The 21,187-nt window shown below is 62.9% G+C and carries 22 protein-coding genes and 1 pseudogene; 7 read left to right on the top strand and 16 right to left on the bottom strand.

From position 1 onward, the window contains the following. Positions 1–2: 2 nt before the first annotated feature. Positions 3–1,466: a xanthine dehydrogenase small subunit gene (xdhA, locus tag N6L27_RS20880; protein WP_271909364.1), complete on the bottom strand. Its 1,464-nt coding sequence runs from the start codon at positions 1,464–1,466 to the stop codon at positions 3–5. Positions 1,467–1,672: 206 nt separating this feature from the next. Between xdhA and N6L27_RS20875 the strand changes: the two genes are divergently transcribed. Then, complete coding sequence (locus tag N6L27_RS20875) at positions 1,673–2,590, top strand: LysR family transcriptional regulator (protein ID WP_039187233.1); 918 nt, start codon at positions 1,673–1,675, stop codon at positions 2,588–2,590. A gap of 58 nt (positions 2,591–2,648) precedes the next feature. Here the strand turns inward: N6L27_RS20875 and N6L27_RS20870 are convergent, their stop codons facing one another. Next, complete coding sequence (locus N6L27_RS20870; RefSeq protein WP_039187230.1) at positions 2,649–2,852, bottom strand: hypothetical protein; 204 nt, start codon at positions 2,850–2,852, stop codon at positions 2,649–2,651. 315 nt (positions 2,853–3,167) lie between these two features. Continuing rightward, positions 3,168–4,427 carry a urate hydroxylase PuuD gene (locus N6L27_RS20865; protein WP_271909363.1) on the bottom strand — a complete coding sequence of 420 codons (1,260 nt, stop codon included), beginning with the start codon at positions 4,425–4,427 and terminating at the stop codon, positions 3,168–3,170. A gap of 104 nt (positions 4,428–4,531) precedes the next feature. On the opposite strand from N6L27_RS20865, the gene N6L27_RS20860 reads away from it, so the two are divergent. After that, positions 4,532–5,440, top strand: coding sequence for a LysR family transcriptional regulator (locus tag N6L27_RS20860; RefSeq protein ID WP_271909362.1), 909 nt, complete (start codon positions 4,532–4,534; stop codon positions 5,438–5,440). A 79-nt stretch (positions 5,441–5,519) separates the two neighbouring features. Here the strand turns inward: N6L27_RS20860 and uraH are convergent, their stop codons facing one another. Continuing rightward, positions 5,520–5,876 (bottom strand): hydroxyisourate hydrolase, encoded by a 357-nt coding sequence (gene uraH, locus N6L27_RS20855; protein WP_271909361.1) that lies wholly within the window; start codon positions 5,874–5,876, stop codon positions 5,520–5,522. Between the two features lie 149 nt (positions 5,877–6,025). Here uraH and puuE point away from each other — a divergent pair, with 149 nt between their 5' ends. The 3 genes from puuE to N6L27_RS20840 all read left to right on the top strand — a co-directional run bounded on the left by puuE (position 6,026) and on the right by N6L27_RS20840 (position 9,472). Further along, positions 6,026–7,441, top strand: coding sequence for an allantoinase PuuE (gene puuE, locus N6L27_RS20850; RefSeq protein WP_271909360.1), 1,416 nt, complete (start codon positions 6,026–6,028; stop codon positions 7,439–7,441). Continuing rightward, positions 7,438–7,929, top strand: a complete 492-nt coding sequence (locus N6L27_RS20845) for an ureidoglycolate lyase (RefSeq protein WP_271909359.1) — start codon at positions 7,438–7,440, stop codon at positions 7,927–7,929. The genes puuE and N6L27_RS20845 overlap by 4 nt, the downstream gene beginning before the upstream one ends. 70 nt (positions 7,930–7,999) lie before the next feature. Further along, positions 8,000–9,472 (top strand): uracil-xanthine permease family protein, encoded by a 1,473-nt coding sequence (locus tag N6L27_RS20840; protein WP_271909358.1) that lies wholly within the window; start codon positions 8,000–8,002, stop codon positions 9,470–9,472. A gap of 67 nt (positions 9,473–9,539) precedes the next feature. Here the strand turns inward: N6L27_RS20840 and N6L27_RS20835 are convergent, their stop codons facing one another. From N6L27_RS20835 to bhcA, 5 genes are all read right to left on the bottom strand, one after another. Next, positions 9,540–10,052, bottom strand: a complete 513-nt coding sequence (locus N6L27_RS20835; RefSeq protein ID WP_271909357.1) for an AmiS/UreI family transporter — start codon at positions 10,050–10,052, stop codon at positions 9,540–9,542. A 94-nt stretch (positions 10,053–10,146) separates the two neighbouring features. Then, the gene (bhcD, locus tag N6L27_RS20830; protein ID WP_271909356.1) at positions 10,147–11,112 is read right to left on the bottom strand and encodes an iminosuccinate reductase BhcD; all 966 of its coding nucleotides are present in this window, start codon (positions 11,110–11,112) and stop codon (positions 10,147–10,149) included. Between the two features lie 72 nt (positions 11,113–11,184). After that, positions 11,185–12,348, bottom strand: coding sequence for a 3-hydroxy-D-aspartate aldolase BhcC (bhcC, locus tag N6L27_RS20825; protein WP_271909355.1), 1,164 nt, complete (start codon positions 12,346–12,348; stop codon positions 11,185–11,187). Positions 12,349–12,364: 16 nt separating this feature from the next. Next, a complete protein-coding gene (gene bhcB / locus N6L27_RS20820; RefSeq protein WP_271909354.1) occupies positions 12,365–13,333 on the bottom strand; it encodes a beta-hydroxyaspartate dehydratase BhcB in 969 nt (322 codons plus the stop codon). Next, positions 13,333–14,523 carry an L-aspartate--glyoxylate aminotransferase BhcA gene (gene bhcA, locus N6L27_RS20815; protein WP_271909353.1) on the bottom strand — a complete coding sequence of 397 codons (1,191 nt, stop codon included), beginning with the start codon at positions 14,521–14,523 and terminating at the stop codon, positions 13,333–13,335. The genes bhcB and bhcA overlap by 1 nt, the downstream gene beginning before the upstream one ends. 13 nt (positions 14,524–14,536) lie before the next feature. Between bhcA and N6L27_RS20810 the strand changes: the two genes are divergently transcribed. Both N6L27_RS20810 and bhcR read left to right on the top strand, forming a co-directional pair. Then, a complete protein-coding gene (locus N6L27_RS20810; RefSeq protein WP_271909352.1) occupies positions 14,537–14,719 on the top strand; it encodes a hypothetical protein in 183 nt (60 codons plus the stop codon). A gap of 2 nt (positions 14,720–14,721) precedes the next feature. Further along, positions 14,722–15,555 (top strand): HTH-type transcriptional regulator BhcR, encoded by an 834-nt coding sequence (bhcR, locus tag N6L27_RS20805; RefSeq protein WP_271909351.1) that lies wholly within the window; start codon positions 14,722–14,724, stop codon positions 15,553–15,555. 50 nt (positions 15,556–15,605) lie between these two features. On the opposite strand, the gene N6L27_RS20800 is transcribed toward bhcR, so the two are convergent. The 7 genes and pseudogenes from N6L27_RS20800 to N6L27_RS20770 form a co-directional block, all read right to left on the bottom strand. Next, positions 15,606–16,436 carry a bifunctional allantoicase/(S)-ureidoglycine aminohydrolase gene (locus N6L27_RS20800; protein WP_271909350.1) on the bottom strand — a complete coding sequence of 277 codons (831 nt, stop codon included), beginning with the start codon at positions 16,434–16,436 and terminating at the stop codon, positions 15,606–15,608. A 125-nt stretch (positions 16,437–16,561) separates the two neighbouring features. Further along, complete coding sequence (modC, locus tag N6L27_RS20795; RefSeq protein ID WP_271909349.1) at positions 16,562–17,647, bottom strand: molybdenum ABC transporter ATP-binding protein; 1,086 nt, start codon at positions 17,645–17,647, stop codon at positions 16,562–16,564. Further along, on the bottom strand, positions 17,647–18,351 hold the full coding sequence (gene modB / locus N6L27_RS20790; protein WP_271909348.1) for a molybdate ABC transporter permease subunit: 705 nt from the start codon (positions 18,349–18,351) through the stop codon (positions 17,647–17,649). Before modB ends, modC begins: the two co-directional genes overlap by 1 nt. Beyond that, positions 18,348–19,151 carry a molybdate ABC transporter substrate-binding protein gene (gene modA, locus N6L27_RS20785; RefSeq protein ID WP_271909347.1) on the bottom strand — a complete coding sequence of 268 codons (804 nt, stop codon included), beginning with the start codon at positions 19,149–19,151 and terminating at the stop codon, positions 18,348–18,350. Before modA ends, modB begins: the two co-directional genes overlap by 4 nt. A gap of 89 nt (positions 19,152–19,240) precedes the next feature. Next, a complete protein-coding gene (locus tag N6L27_RS20780; RefSeq protein ID WP_271909346.1) occupies positions 19,241–19,810 on the bottom strand; it encodes a chemotaxis protein CheD in 570 nt (189 codons plus the stop codon). Positions 19,811–19,834: 24 nt separating this feature from the next. Continuing rightward, a complete protein-coding gene (locus N6L27_RS20775) occupies positions 19,835–20,779 on the bottom strand; it encodes a CheB methylesterase domain-containing protein (protein WP_271909431.1) in 945 nt (314 codons plus the stop codon). Between the two features lie 166 nt (positions 20,780–20,945). Beyond that, a pseudogene (locus N6L27_RS20770) lies at positions 20,946–21,187 on the bottom strand (methyl-accepting chemotaxis protein); the annotation flags it as partial.

The following is a 21,187-nucleotide window of genomic DNA, read 5'->3' as shown; positions in this document are numbered from 1 at the left end:
CCTCAGGCGACGGCCAGCCGGACAGCACCGGCGGTTCCCGCATCATGTTCCAGGTAGAAGCGGCGCAGCAGGTTGCTGGCCGTCAGCGCGCGGTACTCCGCAGAGGCACGCCAGTCGCTGAGCGGAGTGAAGTCCTGCTTCACCGCTTCCGCTGCGGCGTCAAACGCGGCCTCGCCCCAGGGCTGGCCCACAAGCGCGGCCTCAGCGCCCGCAGCGCGCTTGGGCGTTGCTGCCATACCGCCGAATGCGATCCGGGCAGAGGTGATCACGCCGTCCTTCACGGTGACGCTGACCCCGGCGGCGACCGAGGAGATATCCTCATCCCGGCGCTTGGAGATCTTGTAGGCGGCATCAATCTGCCCTGCCACCGGGCGTGGAATACGGATCGAGGCCACGAAATCGCCCGGCTCGCGGTCCTGCTTGCCGTAGTCGATAAAGAAATCCTCCAGCGGCAGGGTACGGGCGCCGCCCTGTTTTTGCAGCATCACCTCGGCACCCAGCGAGATCAGCACCGGCGGGGTATCCCCGATGGGCGAGCCGTTGGCGATATTGCCGCCGATGGTGCCCATGTTGCGTACCTGCCAGCCGGCGATGCGGTCCCAGTAGGCGCTCAGATGCGGGAAGGCATCGCGGATTGCCGCTTCGCTCTCGGTATAGGTGACGCCGGCACCGATGGTCAGCGCGTCATCGGTCAGCTCAACCGCCTTCAGTTCCTCCAGGTGGGCGACAAACACCACCGGCGAGATCGGCTTCATGAACTTGGTGACCCACAGGCCCACATCGGTGGAGCCCGCGACGATGGTCGCCTTGGGGTTCTCTGCCAGCACCTCTGCCAGATCCGCCGCGTCCAGCGGCAGGATGGCGCGGTCGTCCTCGGGGCCGGTCACGACACGGGCCTTGGGCTGGATCGCCTTCAGCCTGGCGGTCAGCGCGTCGCGTTCGGTGGTCAGGTAATCATTGGCCGGGGTGCCGTACTGGTTCACCGCAAGCGCTGCCTTCACGATCGGCTCATAGCCGGTACAGCGGCAGAGGTTGCCCTGAACGGCGGTTTCAACTTCCACCTCGGTGGGCTGCGGGTTTTCCATCCACAGTGCGTACAGCGACATCACGAAACCGGGGGTGCAGAAGCCGCACTGGCTGCCGTGGTATTCGACCATCGCCTGCTGCACCGGGTGCAGACGCCCATTGGGGCCGGACAGATGCTCAACCGTCACAACGTGGCAGCCGTTGAGCGACGCCAGGAAGCGGATGCAGGCGTTCACCGCCTCATAACGCAGCGCGCCGTTCTGCAGACGCCCTACCAGTACGGTGCAGGCGCCGCAGTCGCCCTCGGCACAGCCTTCCTTGGTGCCGGTCAGGCGCTGTTCCAGCCGCAGGAAATCCAGCAGGGTGGTGGTCGCCTTCACGTCGTCCAGCACAATGTCCTTGCCGTTCAGAAGAAAGCGTATGCCGGTTTGATGTGCCATGGGGCCTCCCGAGTGTCTCTTGGGCCGAGCTGGCCCGCTTAGATCATTTTTACCTTGTCTGACTGCCACGGTTAACGGCTGCAATCGCGAAAGGCTTTCAACACCCTGTTGAAAATGGTTACGGTAATAGGTGCCGGAACCGGTGCTTTGCCGCCTGCCTGACTGACTGGCAGGCGGGGAACGCGCCCCGTAAAGGTCTGTGAAACATGTCTTATCTGGAATCCCTGCGGGTCTTTACCCGAGTCGTCGAACTAGGCAGCATCACCTCTGGCGGGCGGGATCTGCGGCTGACGCCGGCGGTGGCCAGCAAAAGGATCAAGGAACTTGAAAAGCATCTTGGGGTGCGTCTCTTCAACCGTACCACGAGATCGCTGACCCCGACAGAGGTCGGGCAGCTGTTTTATGCAGAAGCCAAGAAGGTTCTCGAATCGATTGAAGACGCCGAGGCGGTTGTTTCGCAGTTCTCCGCTGCGCCGCGCGGGGTGATCCGGGTGACTGCGCCGCTGGGTGTAGGCCGCCGCATCATCGCGCCGCTGGTGCCGGGTTTTGTCGAGGACTATCCGGCCACCGAAATCCGCATGCGGATGTCGGACCGCAAGGTCGATATCCTGGCGGACGGGCTGGATGTGGCGTTCTTTATCGGCACCCCGCATGATTCCACCCTGAAAATGCGCAAGATCGCAGATTGCACCCGGGTGCTCTGCGCCGCGCCGGAGTATCTGGAGCGCCACGGAACCCCGCAGCTGCCGGAGGATCTGCTGAGCGGCCACAACTGCCTTTTGCTGCGCTATCCGCGCTCACCTGAGTATTACTGGACGCTGACTACGCCGGAAGGACCGCGCAAGCTGGAGGTCTCAGGCAAATACGACGCCGATGACAGCGACGTGCTGACCAATTGGGCGCTGGACGGGCGCGGCATCGTCAACAAGCCGCGGTTTGACGTCGCCGCGCATCTGCAGAGCGGCGCGCTGGTGGAGGTGCTGCCGGACACCCCGCCTGAGGCGACCATCTTCGGCTGCCTCTACCCGCACCGGAAGCTGCAGGACCCCAAGATCCGCCTGTTTGTGGATTATGCGGTGAAACACGGCCTCGCCGCCTTCCGGCGCAGCGAAGCGGGGAACTGAAGCCGGCAATAAAGACGGGCACCGCTGGCCCGCCTTTTCAGTTTCCAGGGTTCTCGCATTAGCAGCGGTGCGGATTTTCCTGGCAGTAGATCAGGTTTGCCGCGGCCCCGACAGCGGCACCCGTCACCAGGTTGCCGTCCAGAACGGCGGCACCGGCAGCGCCGGCGCCTGCTCCATAGACCAGCCGCTCGCCGGTGGTGTCCCCGCAGGCGGCCAAAGCGGCGCAGAGTGCAAGTCCGATGGCGATGGTTTTCCTGTGCATCGTGTTTCCTCCTTCAACGTCCAAACCCCCGCAGTTTCGCCGCGGTCCCAAACGGCCAGCCCCCGGCTTGTGCTGCTGGGGAAGGGTGCCCGGAAGGGATTGGCGCTGTGGCTGAACAGACGAAAGCCCCGGAGAACCGGCGCATTTGGGCGCACCCTTGTGCAGGGGTAACGCACGGCTGCGGTGAAAGGTTCCCATGTTTTTTGCTGCCTTGGCGGTGCACAGGGGGTGTACAGGGGGTGCACGCCCGGTGCCGGACGAAAAATGGCCCCGCCACGGGGGCGGAGCCAATCGGTTTGAAAGTGTCTGACAGCGTCAGTTTGCGGCCAGCGTCAGCGGCAGATCCTTGGAGGCGCTGCCGTACCAGCGGCGGATCAGGGCGCGCTCCTCGTCCTCCATGAAGGTGACGTTGGCGGGCGGCATCGCGTGGGTGGCACCGGCCTGCAGGTAGATGTCACGGGCGTATTTCGCCACATCCGCGGGAGTCTCCAGCAGCACGTTCTTGGGCGCGCGGCGGATGCCGTCATAGTAGGGCTCCCGCGAATGGCACATGGCGCAGCGGCCCGGTACCACATTCATCACGTCCTCAAAATGCTGATTGCTGGCAAACACTTGCTCGGATTTGGTCAGCTCCCGCGCCTCGGATTCTTCGTAAGAGTCCTGCTGCAGCGGTGCCTGGCTCAGGATCATGATGCCGATGAACAGGATGGCGGTCACCGGCCACGTCCAGGTCGGGTTGCTGGTGCCTGCGTGGTTGCTGTTGAAGTAGTGGCGGATGGTCACGCCCATCAGGAACACCAGCGCCGCGATCAGCCAGTTGTACTCGGTGGCAAAGGCCAGCGGGTAGTGGTTCGACAGCATCAGGAACACCACCGGCAGCGTCAGGTAGTTGTTGTGGGTCGAGCGCAGCTTGGCGATCTTGCCGTATTTGGCATCCGGCGTGCGGCCTTCCTGCAGGTCCTTCACCACGATGCGCTGGTTCGGCATGATGATGAAAAAGACGTTTGCCGTCATGATGGTAGCCGTAAAGGCACCCAGGTGCAGCATCACCGCGCGGCCAGTGAAAATCTGGTTGTAGCCCCAGCCCATGGCGACCAGCAGCACAAACAGCAGCACCATAAGGAAGGTCGGTTTTTCCCCCAGCGGCGATTTGCACAGGAAGTCATAGACGATCCAGCCGATGGTCAGCGACGCGCCGGAAATCAGGATGCCCTGCCATAGGGCCAGATCAGCCTTGGTCGAGTCGATCAGATACAGCTCCCCGCCCGCCCAGTAGACGATCATCAGCAGACCGGCGCCCGACAGCCAGGTGGCGTAGCTTTCCCATTTGAACCAGATCAGGTGATCCGGCATATTCTCCGGGGCCACCAGATACTTCTGGATGTGGTAAAAACCGCCGCCGTGGACCTGCCATTCCTCACCATGCGCGCCGACCGGCAGATGCGGAACCTTCCGCAGGCCAAGGTCCAGCGCGACGAAGTAGAAGGACGATCCGATCCAGGCAATGGCGGTGATGACATGAAGCCAGCGGACCGCAAAGCCCAGCCAGTCCCACATGATCACAAGCTCTTCCATTGTTCTCTCCTCATAAGCTTTGACCCGAGACTAGAGCATGGTGTTATTTTCATGTATTGGGTAAAAAACCCAAGCTGTTTCAAAATAACACAAAGAATACGCGAATGGCCTATCTCGACAATATCCGCACCTTTGTCCGCGTCTATGAACTTGGCAACATGTCCGCCGCTGCGCGCGACATGCGGATCTCGGCCGCGGTGGCGTCGTCTCGGATTTCACAGCTGGAGGATCACCTGAATGTGCGGCTGTTCCAGCGCACCACGCGGCTGCTTAATCCGACTGAGCAGGGCAACCTGTTCTACCACGGCGCGGTCAAGATCCTGGAAGCGGTGGATGAGGCAGAGGCGGATATCAGCAGCGTCACCCAAACGCCGCGCGGCACGCTCTATGTTGCGGCGCCGCTGGGGCTGGGGCAGCGGCTGATTGCGCCGGCGGTGCCCAAGTTCAAGGAAGCTTATCCGCTGATCTCGATCCGGCTGCGGCTGTCGGACCGCAAGCTGGATCTGGCAGCAGAAGGGCTGGATGCGGCGTTTTTTCTGGGCGTGCCGGAGGATTCAAACCTGCGCATCCGTAAGATCGCCGACTGCCCGCGGGTACTGTGTGCGGCGCCGGAGTATATCAGGCAGCGCGGCCAGCCGAAGACCAGCGACGAGCTGAAGACCGAGGCGCATGACTGCCTGAACCTGCGTTATCCCGGCGCGCCGGAGTTTCAATGGCCGCTGCGCAGTCAGGACGGGGTGAAACGGGTCACGGTCACCGGGCCGTTTGAATCGGATCACGGCGACGTGCTGACCAGCTGGGCGCTGGACGGGCACGGGATCATCCTGAAACCGGTGTTCGAGATCTCCGAGCACCTCGCCTCTGGCCAGCTGGTGCCGGTGCTTGCAGAGGAGCCGCCGATCCCTATCCAGATGGCCTGCCTGTACGTCCACCGCCGCCATCAGGATCCCAAGGTGCGGCTGTTCATAGATTTCATGGTGGACCACATCCAGGCATCGCTCCCCTCAGAATGAAAAAGCCCGCCCCGGTTGCCCGGGACGGGAACCGCCGGCAGATGCCAAGCGGGAGGAGAGGTATCCTGGGGTGTGCGGCTCAGCTGCCGCGGTAGGTGGAGTAGCCGTAGGGCGACAGCAAGAGCGGCACGTGATAGTGGCTGTCTGCCTCGCTCATGCCGAAGCGCAGCGGCACCTCGTCCAGGAACAGCGGGTCGGCGCCGGCCTGGCCGGTGGCGCGCAGATAGCCGCCGGCGTGGAACACCAGTTCATAGGTGCCGGTGGCAAATTCGCCTGCGGGCAGGATCTGCTCGTCGGTGCGTCCGTCGTCATTGGTGGTCAGGCTGCGCAGATGGATGCGCGCGTTGCCTTCGATCCGGTAAAGGTCGATCTTCAGCCCTTCCGCGGGGCAGCCGCGGGCGGTATCCAGCACATGGGTTGTCAGAAATCCGGCCATTTCAGCCTCCTGTCAAATCTGTTTCCTTAGGTATGCTTGGTTCAGCCCGCCCCATACAGCGGCAAGAGTCAAAAAGTTCTTTCAAAAATTTACTGAAAGCCTGCCCGGATTATTCTGTTCTATAAGGAACAAAAGACAGGAGACCTGACGTGACGCGCTATCCTCGTGACTTGCGCGGATACGGTGCTGCCGCACCTGACCCGCAGTGGCCCAATGGGGCCAAGGCCGCCGTGCAATTTGTTCTGAACTATGAAGAAGGCGGCGAGAACTGCATCCTGCACGGGGATGCGGCCTCTGAGGCGTTTCTTTCCGACATTCCCGGCGCCACGCAATGGCCCGGGCAGCGCCATTGGAACATGGAGTCGGTCTATGAATACGGGTCGCGCGCAGGCTTCTGGCGGCTGCACCGGCTGTTCACCGGCGCGGGTATTCCGCTGACAATTTACGGCGTTGCCACCGCCTTGGCCCGCAGCCCTGAACAGGTGCAGGCGATGAAGGACGCGGACTGGGAGATTGCCAGCCACGGCCTGAAATGGGTCGAGCACAAGGATATGGCAGAGGAGGAGGAGCGCGCCGCGATTGCAGAAGCCGTGCGTTTGCATACAGAGGTGACGGGCACCCGCCCGCGCGGCTGGTACACCGGGCGCTGCAGCGCCAGCACGGTGCGGCTGGTGGCCGAAGAAGGCGGCTTTGATTACATCTCCGACACCTATGACGACGACCTGCCCTATTGGCTGGAAACCGGCGGGCGCGATCAGCTGATCATCCCTTACACGCTGGAAGCCAATGACATGCGGTTCGCCAATTCGCCGGGCTGGATCACCGGCGAGCATTTCTTCCAGTATCTGAAGGATGCCTTTGACGTGATCTATGCAGAGGGCGAGGCCGGCGCGCCGAAGATGATGACCATCGGCCTGCATTGCCGTCTGGTCGGGCGTCCGGGCAAGATTGCGGGGCTCAAACGGTTCATTGAGTATATCCAGGGGTTCGAGGGCGTCTGGTGCCCGCGGCGGATCGACATTGCTGAACATTGGGCGGAAACCCATCCGCCGGTGAAGCGCGAACGCCCCAGCCAAATGGAGCGTGAGGCGTTCGTGTCCGAATTCGGCTCCATCTTCGAACATTCGCCCTGGATTGCGGACCGCGCCTTTGATCTGGAGCTGGGCCCGGCGCATGACTGCGCGTCGGGCGTCCACAACGCGCTGTGCCGGATTTTCCGCACCTCCAGCGAGGACGAGCGCCTGGGCGTGCTGACCGCGCACCCGGATCTGGCCGGCAAGCTGGCCGCTGCTGGCCGTCTGACAGCCGAAAGCACCTCGGAACAATCGAGCGCCGGCCTGGATATGCTGACTGATGAGGAGCGCGAGACCTTTACCCGGCTCAACACCGAGTATGTGCAGAAACACGGCTTCCCCTTCATCATCGCGGTGCGGGATCACAACAAAGCGTCGATCATGGAGGCCTTCCGCCGCCGCATCCATAACGACCGGGAGACCGAGTTCGATGAGGCCTGCCGCCAGGTGGAACGCATTGCCCAGTTCCGGCTGCTGGACCTGCTGCCATGAGCCGCTGGATCACCGCCGCGCCGCTGACGGCAGAGGCTTTTGCTGCCTTTGGCGACGTCATTGAAGTCACCGGCGCGCCGGACAAGATCATCAATCAGGGCATGTGCGGGCGTCACCACGACCGCGCCTCCCTGGACTTCGGGCCGGATGGCCGGGCCGGCATCAGCCTGTTTGACGCCAAGGCCCGGCATCTGCCCTGCAAGGTCGACATGGTGGAGCGGCACCCGGAGGGCAGCCAGGCTTTTGTGCCGGTCAGCGGGGTGCCGATGCTGGTGGTGGTGGCGGATGACGACGGCGGTGCGCCGGTCAATCTGCAGGCGTTTATCAGCCAGCCTGGCCAGTCCATCAACCTGCACCGCGGCACCTGGCACGGGGTGCTCGCCCCCCTTGGCGCGCCTGGCCAGTACATTGTTGTCGACCGGATCGGCACCTCCCCCAACCTCGAAGAACACTGGTTCAAGGAGCCTTTTACCGTGGTCGCAGACTGACCACGGCCCCCCGAAGCCGCCAGCAAAAAACAAGAAGCGGCAAGATCCCCATGACCAACAGGAGATATTCATGGCCGACACTTCCATCGGGACGCCTGCGCAGCTGCGCGATCCGAACTACACCCCGCCCCTGATGACGGCAGTGCCGCTGGGCATTCAGCATGTGCTGGCGATGTTCGTATCAAACATCACGCCCGCCATCATCATTTCCGGTGCCGCCGGATTCGGCTTCGGGTCTGATGCAGGCGCGCAGGGTTTCCCGGATATGAGCTATCTGATCCAGATGTCGATGCTGTTCGCCGGTATCGCCACGCTGTTCCAGTCCATCGGCATGGGACCCGTGGGCGCCCGGCTGCCGATTGTGCAGGGCACCAGCTTTGCCTTTATCCCGATCATGATTCCGCTTGTGGCGGGCAAAGGTGTTGAAGCCCTGCCCGCGATCTTTGGCGGGGTGCTGGTGGGCGGTCTGTTCCATGCAGCCCTTGGCACCGTAATCGGCCGCATCCGCTTTGCCCTGCCGCCATTGGTCACCGGTCTGGTGGTCCTGATGATCGGTCTCTACCTGGTGCGCGTCGGCATTGAATATGCAGCTGGCGGCGTGCCGGCCAAGGCCTTTGGCAAGGAAGAATACGGCAGCCTGCTGAACTGGTCGGTGGCGCTGGTGGTGATCTTCTCGACCCTGGGGCTCAAGTTCTTTGCCCGCGGCATGCTGTCGGTGTCGGCAGTGCTGATCGGCATCCTGGTCGGCTATGTCTACGCGATGTTCTTTGGCCTCGTCACCTTTGAAGGCATCGGCCAGAGCTGGGAGCGCGCGGCTGCCTTCGGCCTGCCGAACCCGTTCAAATACGGCATTGAAATCACCACGGCAGCAGTAATCGGCTTTTGCCTGATGTCCTTTGTCAGCGCCGTGGAAACCGTTGGCGATGTCAGCGGCATCACCAAGGGCGGCGCGGGCCGCGAGGCGACCGACAAAGAAATCCAGGGCGCGACCTATGCTGATGGTGTCGGCACAGCCATTGCCGGCCTGTTCGGCGGATTGCCCAACACCTCCTTCAGCCAGAACGTTGGCCTGATTGCCATGACCGGCGTGATGAGCCGCCATGTGGTCACCATCGGCGCGATCTTCCTGATCATTTGCGGCCTGATCCCCAAGGTCGGCGCGGTGATCCGCACCATCCCGATCGAGGTTCTGGGCGGCGGCGTGATCGTGATGTTCGGGATGGTGGTCTCTGCCGGTGTCTCGATGCTGTCGGATGTGGTCTGGAACCGCCGCAACATGGTGATCTTCGCCATTGCGCTGTCGATCGGCTTTGGCCTGCAGCTGGAGGTGATGAACCTGAAACCGGGGTCGCCGAACGCGCTGCAGTATCTGCCCGATACCCTGCGCATCCTGGCCGCCTCGGGCATTCTGCCGGCCGCGCTGATCGCCATTGTGCTGAACCTGATCCTGCCGGAGGAGCTGGCGGATGAGGCCACCGAGGAAGTCTCGGGCGGGATGAGCGGCCATGGCAAAGGCTCGCTGCCGCATGAGGACCGCGCCTGATCCCGGCTTCGGTTCTGTTTATGAAAACAAGACAGCCGGCCTGATACGGGCCGGCTTTTCTGTTTGGTCAGCCGGCCAACCCGTGCAGGACCGCAAGCCCCGGCAGCCAGCCGGTGAAGATACCGCAAATTAGCGTTGCAAAGGCTGTCAGCCGGGGATTGCCACGGTTGAGGGCGAGGTTCAGGAAGAACAGGAACCACAGACCTGACCACGCGGCCCAGCAGGCGGCCAGCCAGACATCGAACAGCCCGTCCGCCTGCAGCAGCACCCGCAGCACCATCGGTGCTGCGGTCAGCGCCACAAAACCGCTGAACCAGCCCAGCCCCGCGCCGCTGGACGGCACCAGGCGGTTGTAGCCTACCCACAGGTATGTGGTGCCGAACAGCAGCGTCATGCCTGCGTCCAGCAGGCCGGACGGCTGCTGCGCTGCAAGCGCGATCAGCAGGACGATGGCAAAAAAGACGGCGGCGGCGGTAAAGTTGATCAGGCAGATTTCCCTGTCTTCGATAAGGCCGAATTGCCAGATGCCGTTCAGGCAAAGCACCACCCCGACGACTAGCAGGCTCAGGCCCAGAAACATCTTGGTATCCTCCAAATGAAAACAGGAGAGAGGTACACCTCTCTCCCGCCGCTCCGCTATGCGGATATTTGCAGAATGTGTTTCTGGCTGGGGCTTAGAAGTCGACCTCAATCGCGATGCCCCGCGCCACTGCCAGATCAACGACTGAGGCTGCCACGGCCAGATCCTGCAGGCCGACGCCGGTGCCGTCGAACAGGGTGATCTGATCGTCCGAGGTGCGGCCCGGGTTGGTGCCGTTGATCACCGCGCCGATTTGGGCCACGTCGGTTTCCTGAATCAGACCCTGGGCCACCGCGTGCTGCGCCTCGCCGATGGAGATGGATTGCGCCACCTCATCGGTGAACACATCCGCCTTGACCAGCAATTCGGCCTCGACCTCCTGCTTGCCTTTTGTATCGGTGCCCATGCAGGCGATGTGGGTGCCCGGGCTGACGTGATCGGCCATCAGCGACGGTGCAAAGGCTGATGTGATGGAGATGATCACATCCGCTTCAGCCATGCCGGGGAGGTCCACTGCTTCAAACGGCACGCCAGCTTCTGCCGCCACCTTTTCGATGTTGGGCAGCATGTCCGGGTGGTAGTTCCAGCCGATGACCTTTTCGAACGGGCGCTGCTCCAGCGCGGCGCGCAGCTGGAAGGTGGCCTGGTGGCCAGCGCCGATCATGCCGATCACCTTGGCATCCTTGCGGGCCAGATGCTTGATCGAGACCGAGGATGCCGCGGCGGTGCGCAGCGCGGTCAAGAGGTTGCCGCCCACCATCGCCTTTGCCCTGCCGGTGTCCGGGTCGAACAGGAAAACGGTGGACTGGTGGTTGATCAGTCCGCGCTTTTCCAGGTTGTTCGGCCAGTAGCCGCCGGCCTTGAGGCCCAGCGTCAGGCCTGCGCGGTCAAAACCGCCCTTGAATCCGTAAAGCGCGTCCTCGTGGCCGATAGCCTCGCGCACAACGGGGAAATTGTAGGCATCACCCGATGCCATGGCGGCAAAGACTTTCTCGACCGCATCGAACGCGGCTTCGCGGGTCATCAGCCCTGCTATTTCCTTTTCCGGAACGATATACATGTCTGGTTCTCCTCAGCAAAAAGCCGGCGGAGGGCGGCATGCGCACCTCCGCCAGTTCGGGGATGGTTCGGGTCAGTAGGCCTTGCCGCGGGCCGAGACGGGCCAGACGGTTTCGACCTTGCCGTTGCGGACACCGACGTACCAGTCGTGCACGTTGGCGGTCGGGTCGCAGTGGCCGGGCACCAGGCGCAGCTTGTCGCCCACTTTCAGCGCGCCGTTCGGGTCAGCGACCACACCGTGCTCGTCCGAGCATTTGATGTATTCCACGTCGTCGCGGCCAAAGATGAAAGGCAGGCCGCTGTCCACGGATTGCGCTTTGAGGCCCGCGTCCACGATGGCCTTGTCGGCTTTGGCATGGCTCATCACTTGGGTGTAGAGGAAGAAAGCGTTTTCCCATTCGCCCTGGTCGATCCGGTTGCCGTCCTTGTCCAGAATGCGGCCATAATCCGCGTCCATGAAAGCGTAGGAGCCGCACTGCAATTCGTTGTAAACGCCGGAGTTCGATTCAAAGTAGTAGGAGCCGGTGCCGCCGCCGGAAACCAGCTCGCAGGCGATGCCTTCGGCCTTCAGGCCCTCAACTGCATCGGCCACTTGTGCGATGGCGATGTCCAGCTTGGCCTTGCGATCCTCATAGCTGTCCATGTGCTGCATCGCGCCCTGATAGGCCTGGATGCCGGAGAACTTGAGGTTCTCTGCCGCGTTCACGGCCTTGGCGATCTCGACAACCGCCTCAGTCGTGGTCACGCCGCAGCGGCCGGCGCCGCAGTCGATCTCAACAAAGACTTCCAACTCAGTGCCGTGTTTCTGCGCCGCTGCCGACAGATCGGCCACGTTGTCCAGATCATCGACGCAGACAATGGTGCGGGCGCCCAGCTTGGGCAGGCGGGCCAGACGGTCGATTTTTTGCGTGTCGCGCACCTGGTTGGAAACCAGTACGTCCTTGATGCCGCCGCGGGCAAAGACCTCAGCCTCTGACACCTTCTGGCAGCAGACGCCAACCGCGCCGCCAAGGCGTTCCTGCAGCTTGGCCACATCCACCGATTTGTGCATCTTGCCGTGCACCCGGTGGCGCATGCCATGCGTCTTGGCATAGTCGCCCATCTTCTTGATGTTGCGCTCCAGCGCGTCCAGGTCGAGGACCAGCGCCGGGGTCTGGATGTCAGCCTCGTCCATGCCCGGGATCGCCGGGACGTCATAGCCGACTTCAAGCTCTTCGAATTTGGTCTGTGCGTTCATGTTTCTATTCCCCAGTTCAGCTGTTCATCCAGGGCAGCTTGTCGAGGTCGACATTGCCGCCGGTGACGATCAGGCCCACGCGTTTGCCCGCGAAGGCGTCCTTGTTTTTCAGAATGGTGGCGAGCGGCACTGCGCTGGACGGCTCCATCACGATGCGCAGGTGCTTCCAGATCAGTTTCATCGCATCGATGATCTCCGCGTCAGACGCGGTGTAGATCGCGCTGACGTGGTTGCTGACAAAGTGCCAGGTCAGTTCCTTGAGCGGCACCAGCAGCCCGTCGGCGATGGTCTTGGGCGCATCATCGGCGATGATGTAACCGGCCTTGAAGCTGCGGTAGGCGTCATCCGCCTGCTCCGGTTCCGCGGCGATCACCTGGGTTTCCGGCGCCAGCGTCGATAGCGTCAGGCAGGTGCCGGAGATCATGCCGCCGCCGCCGATCGGGGCCACGACCATGTCGAGGCCATCGGTCTGCTCCACGAATTCCTTGGCGCAGGTGCCCTGCCCCGCGATGACCCTGTGGTCATTGTAGGGATGCACGAAATCGCCGCCGGTTTCAGCCTGCACCTTGGCAAAACTCTCCTCGCGCGAGCTGGTCGAGGGCTCGCATTCGGTGATCCGCCCGCCATAACGGCGCACGGTGTCCTTTTTGGCCTGCGGCGCGGTGCGCGGCATGACCACGTTGCAGGGGATGCCGCGCAGCATCGCCGCGTAGGACAGGCAGGAGGCATGGTTGCCCGAGGAATGCGTGGCAACGCCCTTGGCGGCCTGCGCCTCGTCGAGCCCGAACACCGCGTTGCTGGCGCCGCGCACCTTAAAGGCGCCCGGCTCCTGGAAGTTCTCGCATTTGAAGAACAGTTCAGCCCCGGTCAGCTCGTTCAGGTAGGCAGAGGTGCGCACCGGCGTGCGGCGTATATGGGGCTGGATACGCTCATGCGCAGCCAGCATGTCCTCATAGGTCGGGATATACATAGCGGTATCCTTCATCAGGCGGCGGCCTTGGTGCTGGAGGCGGTGTTGCCGCGGTAGTAGTCCTGCGCAGCAGCAACGCCGGAGCCCAGCTGGATGTTCAGGCCCAGGTCGGCCATGACCATTTCTGCGGTCGCAATGCCGGAGAGCGTCATCACGTCGGTCAGGCTGCCCAGATGGCCGATGCGGAACACCTTGCCCGCGACCTCACCCAGGCCGGTGCCGAAGGCGACGCCGTATTTCTCTGCCGCCAGGCTCACGAATTTATTGGCGTCAAACCCGTCGGGCGTGCGGATCGCGCTGACGCTGTCGGAGTAGACGTCCGGCGACACCGCGCACAGCTCCAGCCCCCAGGCGCGGACCGCGGCGCGGACGCCCTCGGCAATCCGGTGGTGGCGGGCAAAGACATTCTCCAGCCCTTCGTCCAGCAGCATACCGCAGGCCATGTTCAGACCGTTCAGCAAACCGACGGAGGGCGTGTAGGGATAGGCGCTGTTGGCATAGCCGTTGGCCATATCCTTGATATCAAAGAAGGTGCGCGGCAGGGTCGCGGTTTCGGCTGCCTTCATCGCCTTGGGCGAGAAGCCAACGATGGCGAGGCCCGGCGGCAGCATGAAACCCTTTTGCGAGCCGGTGACGGCGATATCGACGCCCCACTCATCCATGCGGAAGTCCATCGAGGCGATCGAGGACACGCCGTCAACAAACAGCAGCGCCGGGTGGCCTGCGGCGTCCAGCGCGCGGCGGACCGCGGCGATGTCGGACTTCACGCCGGTTGCGGTCTCGTTGTGGGTCGCCAGAACCGCTTTGATCTCATGTGCGGTGTCGGCGGTCAGGATTTCCTCGTAACGGTCCGCCGGCAGGCCTTCGCCCCAGGGGGTTTCGACAACCTGAACGTCGAGCCCGTGGCGCTGGCACATGTCGATCCAGCGGTGGCTGAACATGCCGTTGCGGGCGGCCAGGATCTTGTCGCCGGCATTCAGCGTGTTGGTGATCGCGGTTTCCCAGCCGCCGGTTCCGGTCGACGGGAAGACAAAAACCTCGGCGCTTTCGCTTTTCAGAACCTTCTTCACCCCGGCCAGAGCCGGATGCAGGATCTGGCCGAACAGCGGCGAGCGGTGGTCGAGCGTCGGCATGTCCACGGCCTTGCGCAGCTCTTCGGGCATATTGGTCGGACCGGGGATGAAAACCGGATTTTGAAAGCTCATGTCGTGCCCTCCTGTGGCGATTTCCTTCACTGTAAGGGGAAGCCGTCCTCAGGGAAATTTTTTTGAAAAAAGCTTTCAAAAAGTGGAAAAACAAGGAAAATCACAACAAATACAGCATGTTCAGTTTTTTCACTGTACAGAAGTGATTTTCATAATTATCCATAAGCTGCTGCTTGAATCGCCAAGAAAGGCTTGAAAATGCCCCAGCCGCCGCGCCGTAAGGGCCGCCCCAAGAGCTTTGATTCTGCCAGCCAGCCGGCCACCATCCAGTCGCTGGACCGGGCGCTGGACGTGCTGGACGCGCTGGCCGGGGCCAGCGGCATGACGCTGACAGAGCTTTCTTCCGCGCTCGATCAGTCGGCAGCCACCATGTACCGGGTATTGTCCACTCTGGAGGCGCGCCAGATCGTCGAAATGGAGCCGCAAAGCCAGACCTGGCATATTGGCGCGATGGCCTTCCGCCTCGGCTCCGCCTTCCTGCGCCGTTCCAGCGTGATTGAACGCGCCCGGCCGGTAATGCGGGAACTGATGGAGGCAACCGGTGAGACATCGAACCTCGGGATTGAACGCGGCGGCGACGTGATGTTCGTAAGCCAGGTGGAGACCCATGAATCGATCCGCGCCTTCTTTCCGCCCGGCACCACCTCTCCGATGCATGCCTCCGGCATCGGAAAGGCGCTGCTCAGCTGTTTCGGGGAGGATCAGCTGGGCCGTTTCCTGCGCGGGCGGACACTGGAGCGGTTCACGGAAAAAACCCTGACTACCGCGGACGCCTTGCACGAAGATCTGGCGCAGATCCGCAGCCGGGGCTGGTCGTTTGATGATGAGGAAAAGGCGCCCGGCATGCGCTGTGTTGCGGCGCCGGTTTTTGGCATGCAGGGAGAGGTGCTGGCGGGGATCTCGATCTCCGGCCCCACCGCGCGGATGCCGGATGGCGGCATCAATGGCATCGGCGCCCTGGTCAAGGACGCCGCCCAGAAACTGTCCTATGGGCTAGGGGCACCCGCCTCAGGTGAAACACCACCCGGCTGACAGCCGGGCAGCGCCCGGGCACAGATCAGGGCCGGGCGCTTCTTTGCCTCTCAGCGCAGCGGTGCCAGCGGCATGTGGCGGTTCACGTCTTTGTACAGCAGATAACGGAATTTGCCGGGCCCGCCTGCGTAACAGGCCTGCGGGCAGAAGGCGCGCAGCCACATGTAATCGCCGGCCTCGACCTCAACCCAATCCTGGTTCAGCCGGTAGACTGCCTTGCCCTCCAGCACATAGAGGCCATGTTCCATCACATGGGTCTCGGCAAAGGGGATCACCGCGCCGGGTTCAAAGGTGACGATGGTCACATGCATGTCGTGGCGCAGGTCATTGGGGTCGACGAACCGTGTGGTTGCCCATTTGTCGTCGGTTTCCGGCATCGGCGTTGGGTCGACGTGTTTGTCGCTGGTAACAAAGGCCTCAGGCGCGTCCAGCCCTGCAACCGGCTGATAGGCCTTGCGGATCCAGTGGAAACGGACCGGTGCGCCGCTGTTGTTGCGCAGGCTCCAGTCGGCCTGCGGCGGCAGGAAGGCATAGCCGCCCTCCTCCATTTCATGCGCGGTTCCGTCGATGGTCAGCGTCATGGCGCCCTGCACTACGAACAGCACAGCCTCGGTGCCTGCTTCCGTTTCCGGATGGTCGCTGCCGCCGCCGGGCTGCACTTCTGCGATGTACTGCGAGAAGGTTTCGGCAAAACCGGACAGGGGCCGCGACAGCACCCAGAAACGCGCCTTGTCCCAGAACGGCAAAAGGCTCGTCACGATATCGCTCATCGTGCCCTTGGGGATCACCGCATAAGCTTCGGTGAACATGGCGCGGTCGGTCAGCAGCTGGGTCTGCGGCGGCAGCCCGCCTTCGGGCGCATAGTACGTTTGTTGGGTCATGGGCTGCCTTTCCTGCTGAAGTGCTGGACCATTGATACCCGCCCGCCCGGCGCAACCGAACTTATTTCCGTATCAAGAATACCTGAAGGATTATCTTGGTAATTTTGAAGGCACGCTGACCGGTGCTAGCCGCCGCTGCCAACATCCTCTGGCGCGATGGATACGGTTTTGACCACTGCATGGCATTCTGCACCTGGTTCCAGCCCCAGCGCCCGGGCTGAGCGGCGGGTGATGCGCGCCAGCACCCGCCCCGCCGGCGTCGTCAGCGAGACCATGGCGCCCGGGCCAGCGCCGGATCGGATATGTTCGACCGTGCCTGGCAGGATATTGAGCGCTGACAGCCCTTCGGGGCGCTGACGCGACAGGATCACCTCATGGGCCGAGATCCTGATCCGGACAACGCTGCCGGGTGCCTTAGCAACTTGCGGCAGGAACAGCGGCACGCCGCCTGCATCCAGTTCCGTCAGCCCGTCGCTGTGGTGCCGGGCAACCCGTGCCTGCAGCAAGGCGCCTGCGGCACGGACGCCAGCGGGCATGACTGCGGAGTCGCCCAGAACCTCCGCCGCGGTGCCTTGCCGCTGCACCTTGCCGTCCTGAAGCACAACAACGGTGGTTGCCAGCCGGGCAACCTCGGCGGCGGAATGGCTGACATAGAGCATCGGAATGCCGATCTCATCCCTCAGGCGCTCGAAATAGGGCAGGATTTCCGCTTTGCGGGCCTCATCCAGAGCCGACAGCGGTTCATCCGCCAGGATCATCCGCGGTGCGGCCAGCAGCGCCCGGCCGATGGCGACCCGCTGCTTCTCGCCGCCGGACAACCGGCCGGGACGGCGCTGCAGCAGCGGGCCGATGCCCAGAAGGTCCACCACTTTGTCCAGGCTTTCACGCTTGGCATCCCGCGGCGCAAACCATTGCCCGAACAGCAGATTTTGCCGCACCGTCAGATGCGGGAACAGCCGCCCTTCCTGAAACACATAGCCCATGCGGCGCTTGTGCGGCGGCAGCCATTTCCCCTGGCTGGTGTCGCAAAGCACTTCACCCTCCAGTGCCACGCTGCCCTGGTCCGGCCGGAGCAGCCCCGCCACCGTCTGTATGACTGTTGTCTTGCCGGTGCCGGAGCGGCCGAACAGCACAGTGACGCCTGGCGGTGCCTCAAATTGCACATTCAGGCCAAATCCCGGGAGTGCATGTTGCAGCGATACGGTCAGCATCAGTGTCCCCCCGCCCGGTCAGCGGCCCGCCGCGCCAGCAGTTCCGACAGCAGCAGAGCGGTCAGGGCAATCGCAATCGAGACCAAGGTCAACCGCAGCGCGGCAGTTTCGCCGCCAGGCACCTGCAAAAACGTGTAAATCGCTGAGGGCAGTGTCTGGGTTTGCCCGGGAATGCTGGAGACAAAAGTGATGGTGGCGCCAAATTCACCCATCGCCTTGGCAAAGCCCAGCACCGCACCAGCAATCAGCCCGGGCAGGATCATCGGCAGGGTGATGGTGGCAAAGCACATCAGGCGGGATGCGCCCAATGTTGCGGCGGCCTGCTCCAGTTTGGGGTCCACGGCCTCCACCGACAGGCGGATCGCCCGCACCATCAGAGGAAAAGCCATGATGGCCGCCGCCAGCGCTGCTCCGGTCCAACGGAAGGCGAAGACGATGCCGATCTGTTGCAGCGCTCCTCCAATCGGCCCCTTGGTGCCAAAGACCATCAGGAGCAGATAACCAGTCACCACTGGCGGCAGGATCAGCGGCAGGTGCACCAGACTGTTGATGATCTGCTTGCCGGGAAACTGCCAGCGCGCCAGCGCATAGGCGACAAACACCGCAAGCGGCAGTGCCGCCAGAGTTGCCCAGATCGAAACCCGCAGCGACAGCATAACCGCCTGCCACTCTTCGGGTCCCAGCCATGCGGTCTCAGCGCTCACCGCTCCGGCACTCCGAACCCGTGCTGAACAAAAATCTCTCTGGCTGCGCGGCTTTGCAAGTAGTCCAGAAATGCCCCGGCCTCAGCCATGTTGCCATCCGCGACCGTTGCAGCTGGGTAAAGGATTGGCGGGTGGCTGTCGTCCGGAAAGGCGGCAAGGACTGAGACGCCGGGTTCTGCACGGGCATCGGTGGCATAAACCACCCCCATCTGCGCCTCACCGGAGGCAACCAGTGCCAGCGCCGCGCGCACGTTGGCGGTTTGCGCTACTCTCGGTGCGACCGCGGGCCATTGCCCCAGAGCGGTCAGCGCAGCCTTGCCATAGATGCCTGCAGGCACCGCGTCGACCAGAGCCATGGCAAGGCGGCCCTCGCCCAGCAGCCCGGCCAGATCGGCGGTTTCCAGGTCCAGCGCAGGCATCTTGCGGCCATGCGCGATCAGAACCAGCCGGTTCGCCAGCAAATCCAGGCGCGAGGTGTCATCGATAAGACCTTCTTGCTGCAGGACATCCATCCAGCCAGGGTTGGCCGAAATGAACACATCCGCCGGCGCGCCCAGCTGGATCTGCCGGGCCAGGGCGGGCGAACCAGCATAGGAGAGCGTGACATCCCGGCCGGTGCCCGCTTGATAAGATGCCGCGGCTTCATCCAATGCGGTTTTGGTGCTGGCGGCGGCAAAAACGGTAATCCCGGCCTGCAGCGGATCGGCCGCGCCGAGGAGCAATACCCCGGCAGCAGCAAGGCTCCGCCGGAAAACCGGCGAGGCCAATGCGTTCAGAATGGAGGCCAGGTTTGCGCTCATATCCCCTAAGGAACTACCGCTGACGCCGTGCGCGGGCAAACGGTATTTCCATGCAGCTCCACCATCTGGCCGGCGGAGCTGCTGGAAGGTCAGAACAGATCGACGACCCCGGCAGGTGCGGCGCCGGCCGCCGGAACGGGTGCTGGCGCCGGGCGTGCCGCCGCGCGCTGCTCCAGTTCGCCAAGTTTGCGGTCATCCTTCACATGGGTTTGCTGGGCCGCACCGGAACAGGCGTGAAACCGCACCCTGCGGGCAGAGGTGCCGCCAACACTGGACGAGACGCAGGGAATGCCTTCGTCGCGCAGGAACTGCTGGACAAACTCGGTGTTGGCCGCACCGATGTCCGAAAGATTTGCGGACATTTTGGCCCCCCCGAACACCTTGGCTTTCAGGTTGGAGCGGATGGCGCCTTTTTTGAGAATTCCGTTGATCAGAAGTTCCATTGCGTGGACGCCGTAACGGGCATTGGCCGCTCCGCCCTGGCGGGCGTTGGCCAACAGGAAATGATTCATCCCGCCTACACCATTTTCCGGATCATAAATGCACGCAGCAATGCACGAACCAAGGACCGTGGAGAACATGATCTTCGGATCCGTGCTCACCCGGTATTCCCCTTGCAGAACCGTAACGGATTTCGAATTGGCGAAAACAGTAGTCAAAGTCAGGTCCTTCCTGCGGTTCGATCAGACCTTGCTGGCCTGTAGTAGTGTATTGGCCATCCGGGCCAGAGGCACCTGCTGCTGGGCGGCCCCCATTTCCCAGGCCACCCGGGGCATGCCGTAGACCACTGAGGATTTTTCATCCTGCGCAAAGGTCTTGGCGCCGGCCTTTCGCAGTTCCAGCAGTCCCCTGGCACCGTCCTGGCCCATGCCGGTCAGAATGGTGGCAACGACGTCCTTCCCATATGGCACGGCAGAGGTGAACAGAGCGTCAACAGAGGGGGTGTGGCCGGAAATATCCGGGCCTTCCTTCATCCGCAGGCGCAGCGGCTTGCGGCTGGTCAGCCCCATGTGCCTGCGCTGGCCGGCGGCAATATAGACGTGACCCGGTTCCAGCGTGATTCCGTCTTCGGCCGCACGCACGCGGGCTGGGCAGATACGGTCCAGCAGCGAAACCAGCCCGGAACCGAAGTTCTTGCCGGTATGCTGCACGATCAGGGTCGGCGGACAATCGAACGGAAAGCCGACCAGAACATTGCGCAGCGCTTCCACGCCGCCTGTCGAAGACCCGATCAGAATCAGCTTCTTGACGCTGGCAGCCGTTGTGGAAGGGCTTGCTGCAGATGTGCTTGCGGCAGCGCGGGCACTGCGGCGCGGCGCATTCAGCATCATGTCCAAATACTGGGCGAACTGGCTCGGGTGGTCTGATTTGGTCAGTTCGAAAATACCCGCACCGACATCCAGAAGCGGTGAGGATTTGCGGGCCGGTGTGGCACCTTGGGTTTCCATCACGGAAACCCAGCGGGTATCCATGGCAGAGAACAGCGCCATCATCATTTCAAATTCGGGCAGTTTGGTGAACCCGTCCTCGACAAAGGCAAAAACCGGCTGTGCGGCTTCCGCCTGATTATAGGCCATCATCAGGTTATTGGCCAAAAGCACTTTCATGCCGGGGTAGGCGGACTCCATGTAACCTTGCAGCGTGCGGGCAAAGTTCCGGTCCGTGGTAATTATCAATAAGTTACGCGAAGGCAATGGAGTCCCCCCGTCAAGTTGCAGTGCCCTCAGATTTGCAGGCACAGGTTGCCATAATCTGAAGGCGCCGCGTTTTTTTTGCGGCGCCTTCTGTTGTTTTTTAGAAATCCTGCCAGAGATCGCGGGCGGCATTGCCGCTGCTGGCGGCAGCTGCCGGTGCCGGTGCCGGGCTGGCCTCGATCTCCCAGTTGTCCTCGCCATGCGCCGACGGCGCGGGCTTGGCGGCCGGGGCGGCGGCGGGGGCCGCTGCCGGGGCCGGGCGGGCGGACAGGGTGCCGCCGGAGACCCGGAAATGCGCCACCAGTTCAGCCAGCTTGCCGGCATCGGTGTTCAGCATGTGGC

Origin of the sequence: Leisingera sp. SS27, from assembly GCF_028368855.1 — a bacterium.
Classification (GTDB): domain Bacteria; phylum Pseudomonadota; class Alphaproteobacteria; order Rhodobacterales; family Rhodobacteraceae; genus Leisingera.
This window is presented reverse-complemented; position numbering and strand designations above follow the sequence as displayed.

Excerpts from the sequence above, each read along its gene's own strand:
- N6L27_RS20875 (WP_039187233.1), top strand. The coding sequence starts at position 1,673 with ATGTCTTATCTGGAATCCCTGCGGGTCTTTACCCGAGTCGTCGAACTA.
- N6L27_RS20835 (WP_271909357.1), bottom strand. The coding sequence starts at position 10,052 with ATGTTTCTGGGCCTGAGCCTGCTAGTCGTCGGGGTGGTGCTTTGCCTG.
- N6L27_RS20845 (WP_271909359.1), top strand. The coding sequence starts at position 7,438 with ATGAGCCGCTGGATCACCGCCGCGCCGCTGACGGCAGAGGCTTTTGCT.
- bhcB (WP_271909354.1), bottom strand. The coding sequence starts at position 13,333 with ATGAAGGATACCGCTATGTATATCCCGACCTATGAGGACATGCTGGCT.
- modC (WP_271909349.1), bottom strand. The coding sequence starts at position 17,647 with ATGCTGACCGTATCGCTGCAACATGCACTCCCGGGATTTGGCCTGAAT.
- bhcA (WP_271909353.1), bottom strand. The coding sequence starts at position 14,523 with ATGAGCTTTCAAAATCCGGTTTTCATCCCCGGTCCGACCAATATGCCC.
- uraH (WP_271909361.1), bottom strand. The coding sequence starts at position 5,876 with ATGGCCGGATTTCTGACAACCCATGTGCTGGATACCGCCCGCGGCTGC.
- bhcR (WP_271909351.1), top strand. The coding sequence starts at position 14,722 with ATGCCCCAGCCGCCGCGCCGTAAGGGCCGCCCCAAGAGCTTTGATTCT.
- N6L27_RS20800 (WP_271909350.1), bottom strand. The coding sequence starts at position 16,436 with ATGACCCAACAAACGTACTATGCGCCCGAAGGCGGGCTGCCGCCGCAG.
- bhcD (WP_271909356.1), bottom strand. The coding sequence starts at position 11,112 with ATGTATATCGTTCCGGAAAAGGAAATAGCAGGGCTGATGACCCGCGAA.
- N6L27_RS20775 (WP_271909431.1), bottom strand. The coding sequence starts at position 20,779 with ATGGAGTCCGCCTACCCCGGCATGAAAGTGCTTTTGGCCAATAACCTG.
- N6L27_RS20840 (WP_271909358.1), top strand. The coding sequence starts at position 8,000 with ATGGCCGACACTTCCATCGGGACGCCTGCGCAGCTGCGCGATCCGAAC.
- N6L27_RS20865 (WP_271909363.1), bottom strand. The coding sequence starts at position 4,427 with ATGGAAGAGCTTGTGATCATGTGGGACTGGCTGGGCTTTGCGGTCCGC.
- modA (WP_271909347.1), bottom strand. The coding sequence starts at position 19,151 with ATGAGCGCAAACCTGGCCTCCATTCTGAACGCATTGGCCTCGCCGGTT.
- N6L27_RS20870 (WP_039187230.1), bottom strand. The coding sequence starts at position 2,852 with ATGCACAGGAAAACCATCGCCATCGGACTTGCACTCTGCGCCGCTTTG.
- N6L27_RS20860 (WP_271909362.1), top strand. The coding sequence starts at position 4,532 with ATGGCCTATCTCGACAATATCCGCACCTTTGTCCGCGTCTATGAACTT.
- xdhA (WP_271909364.1), bottom strand. The coding sequence starts at position 1,466 with ATGGCACATCAAACCGGCATACGCTTTCTTCTGAACGGCAAGGACATT.
- bhcC (WP_271909355.1), bottom strand. The coding sequence starts at position 12,348 with ATGAACGCACAGACCAAATTCGAAGAGCTTGAAGTCGGCTATGACGTC.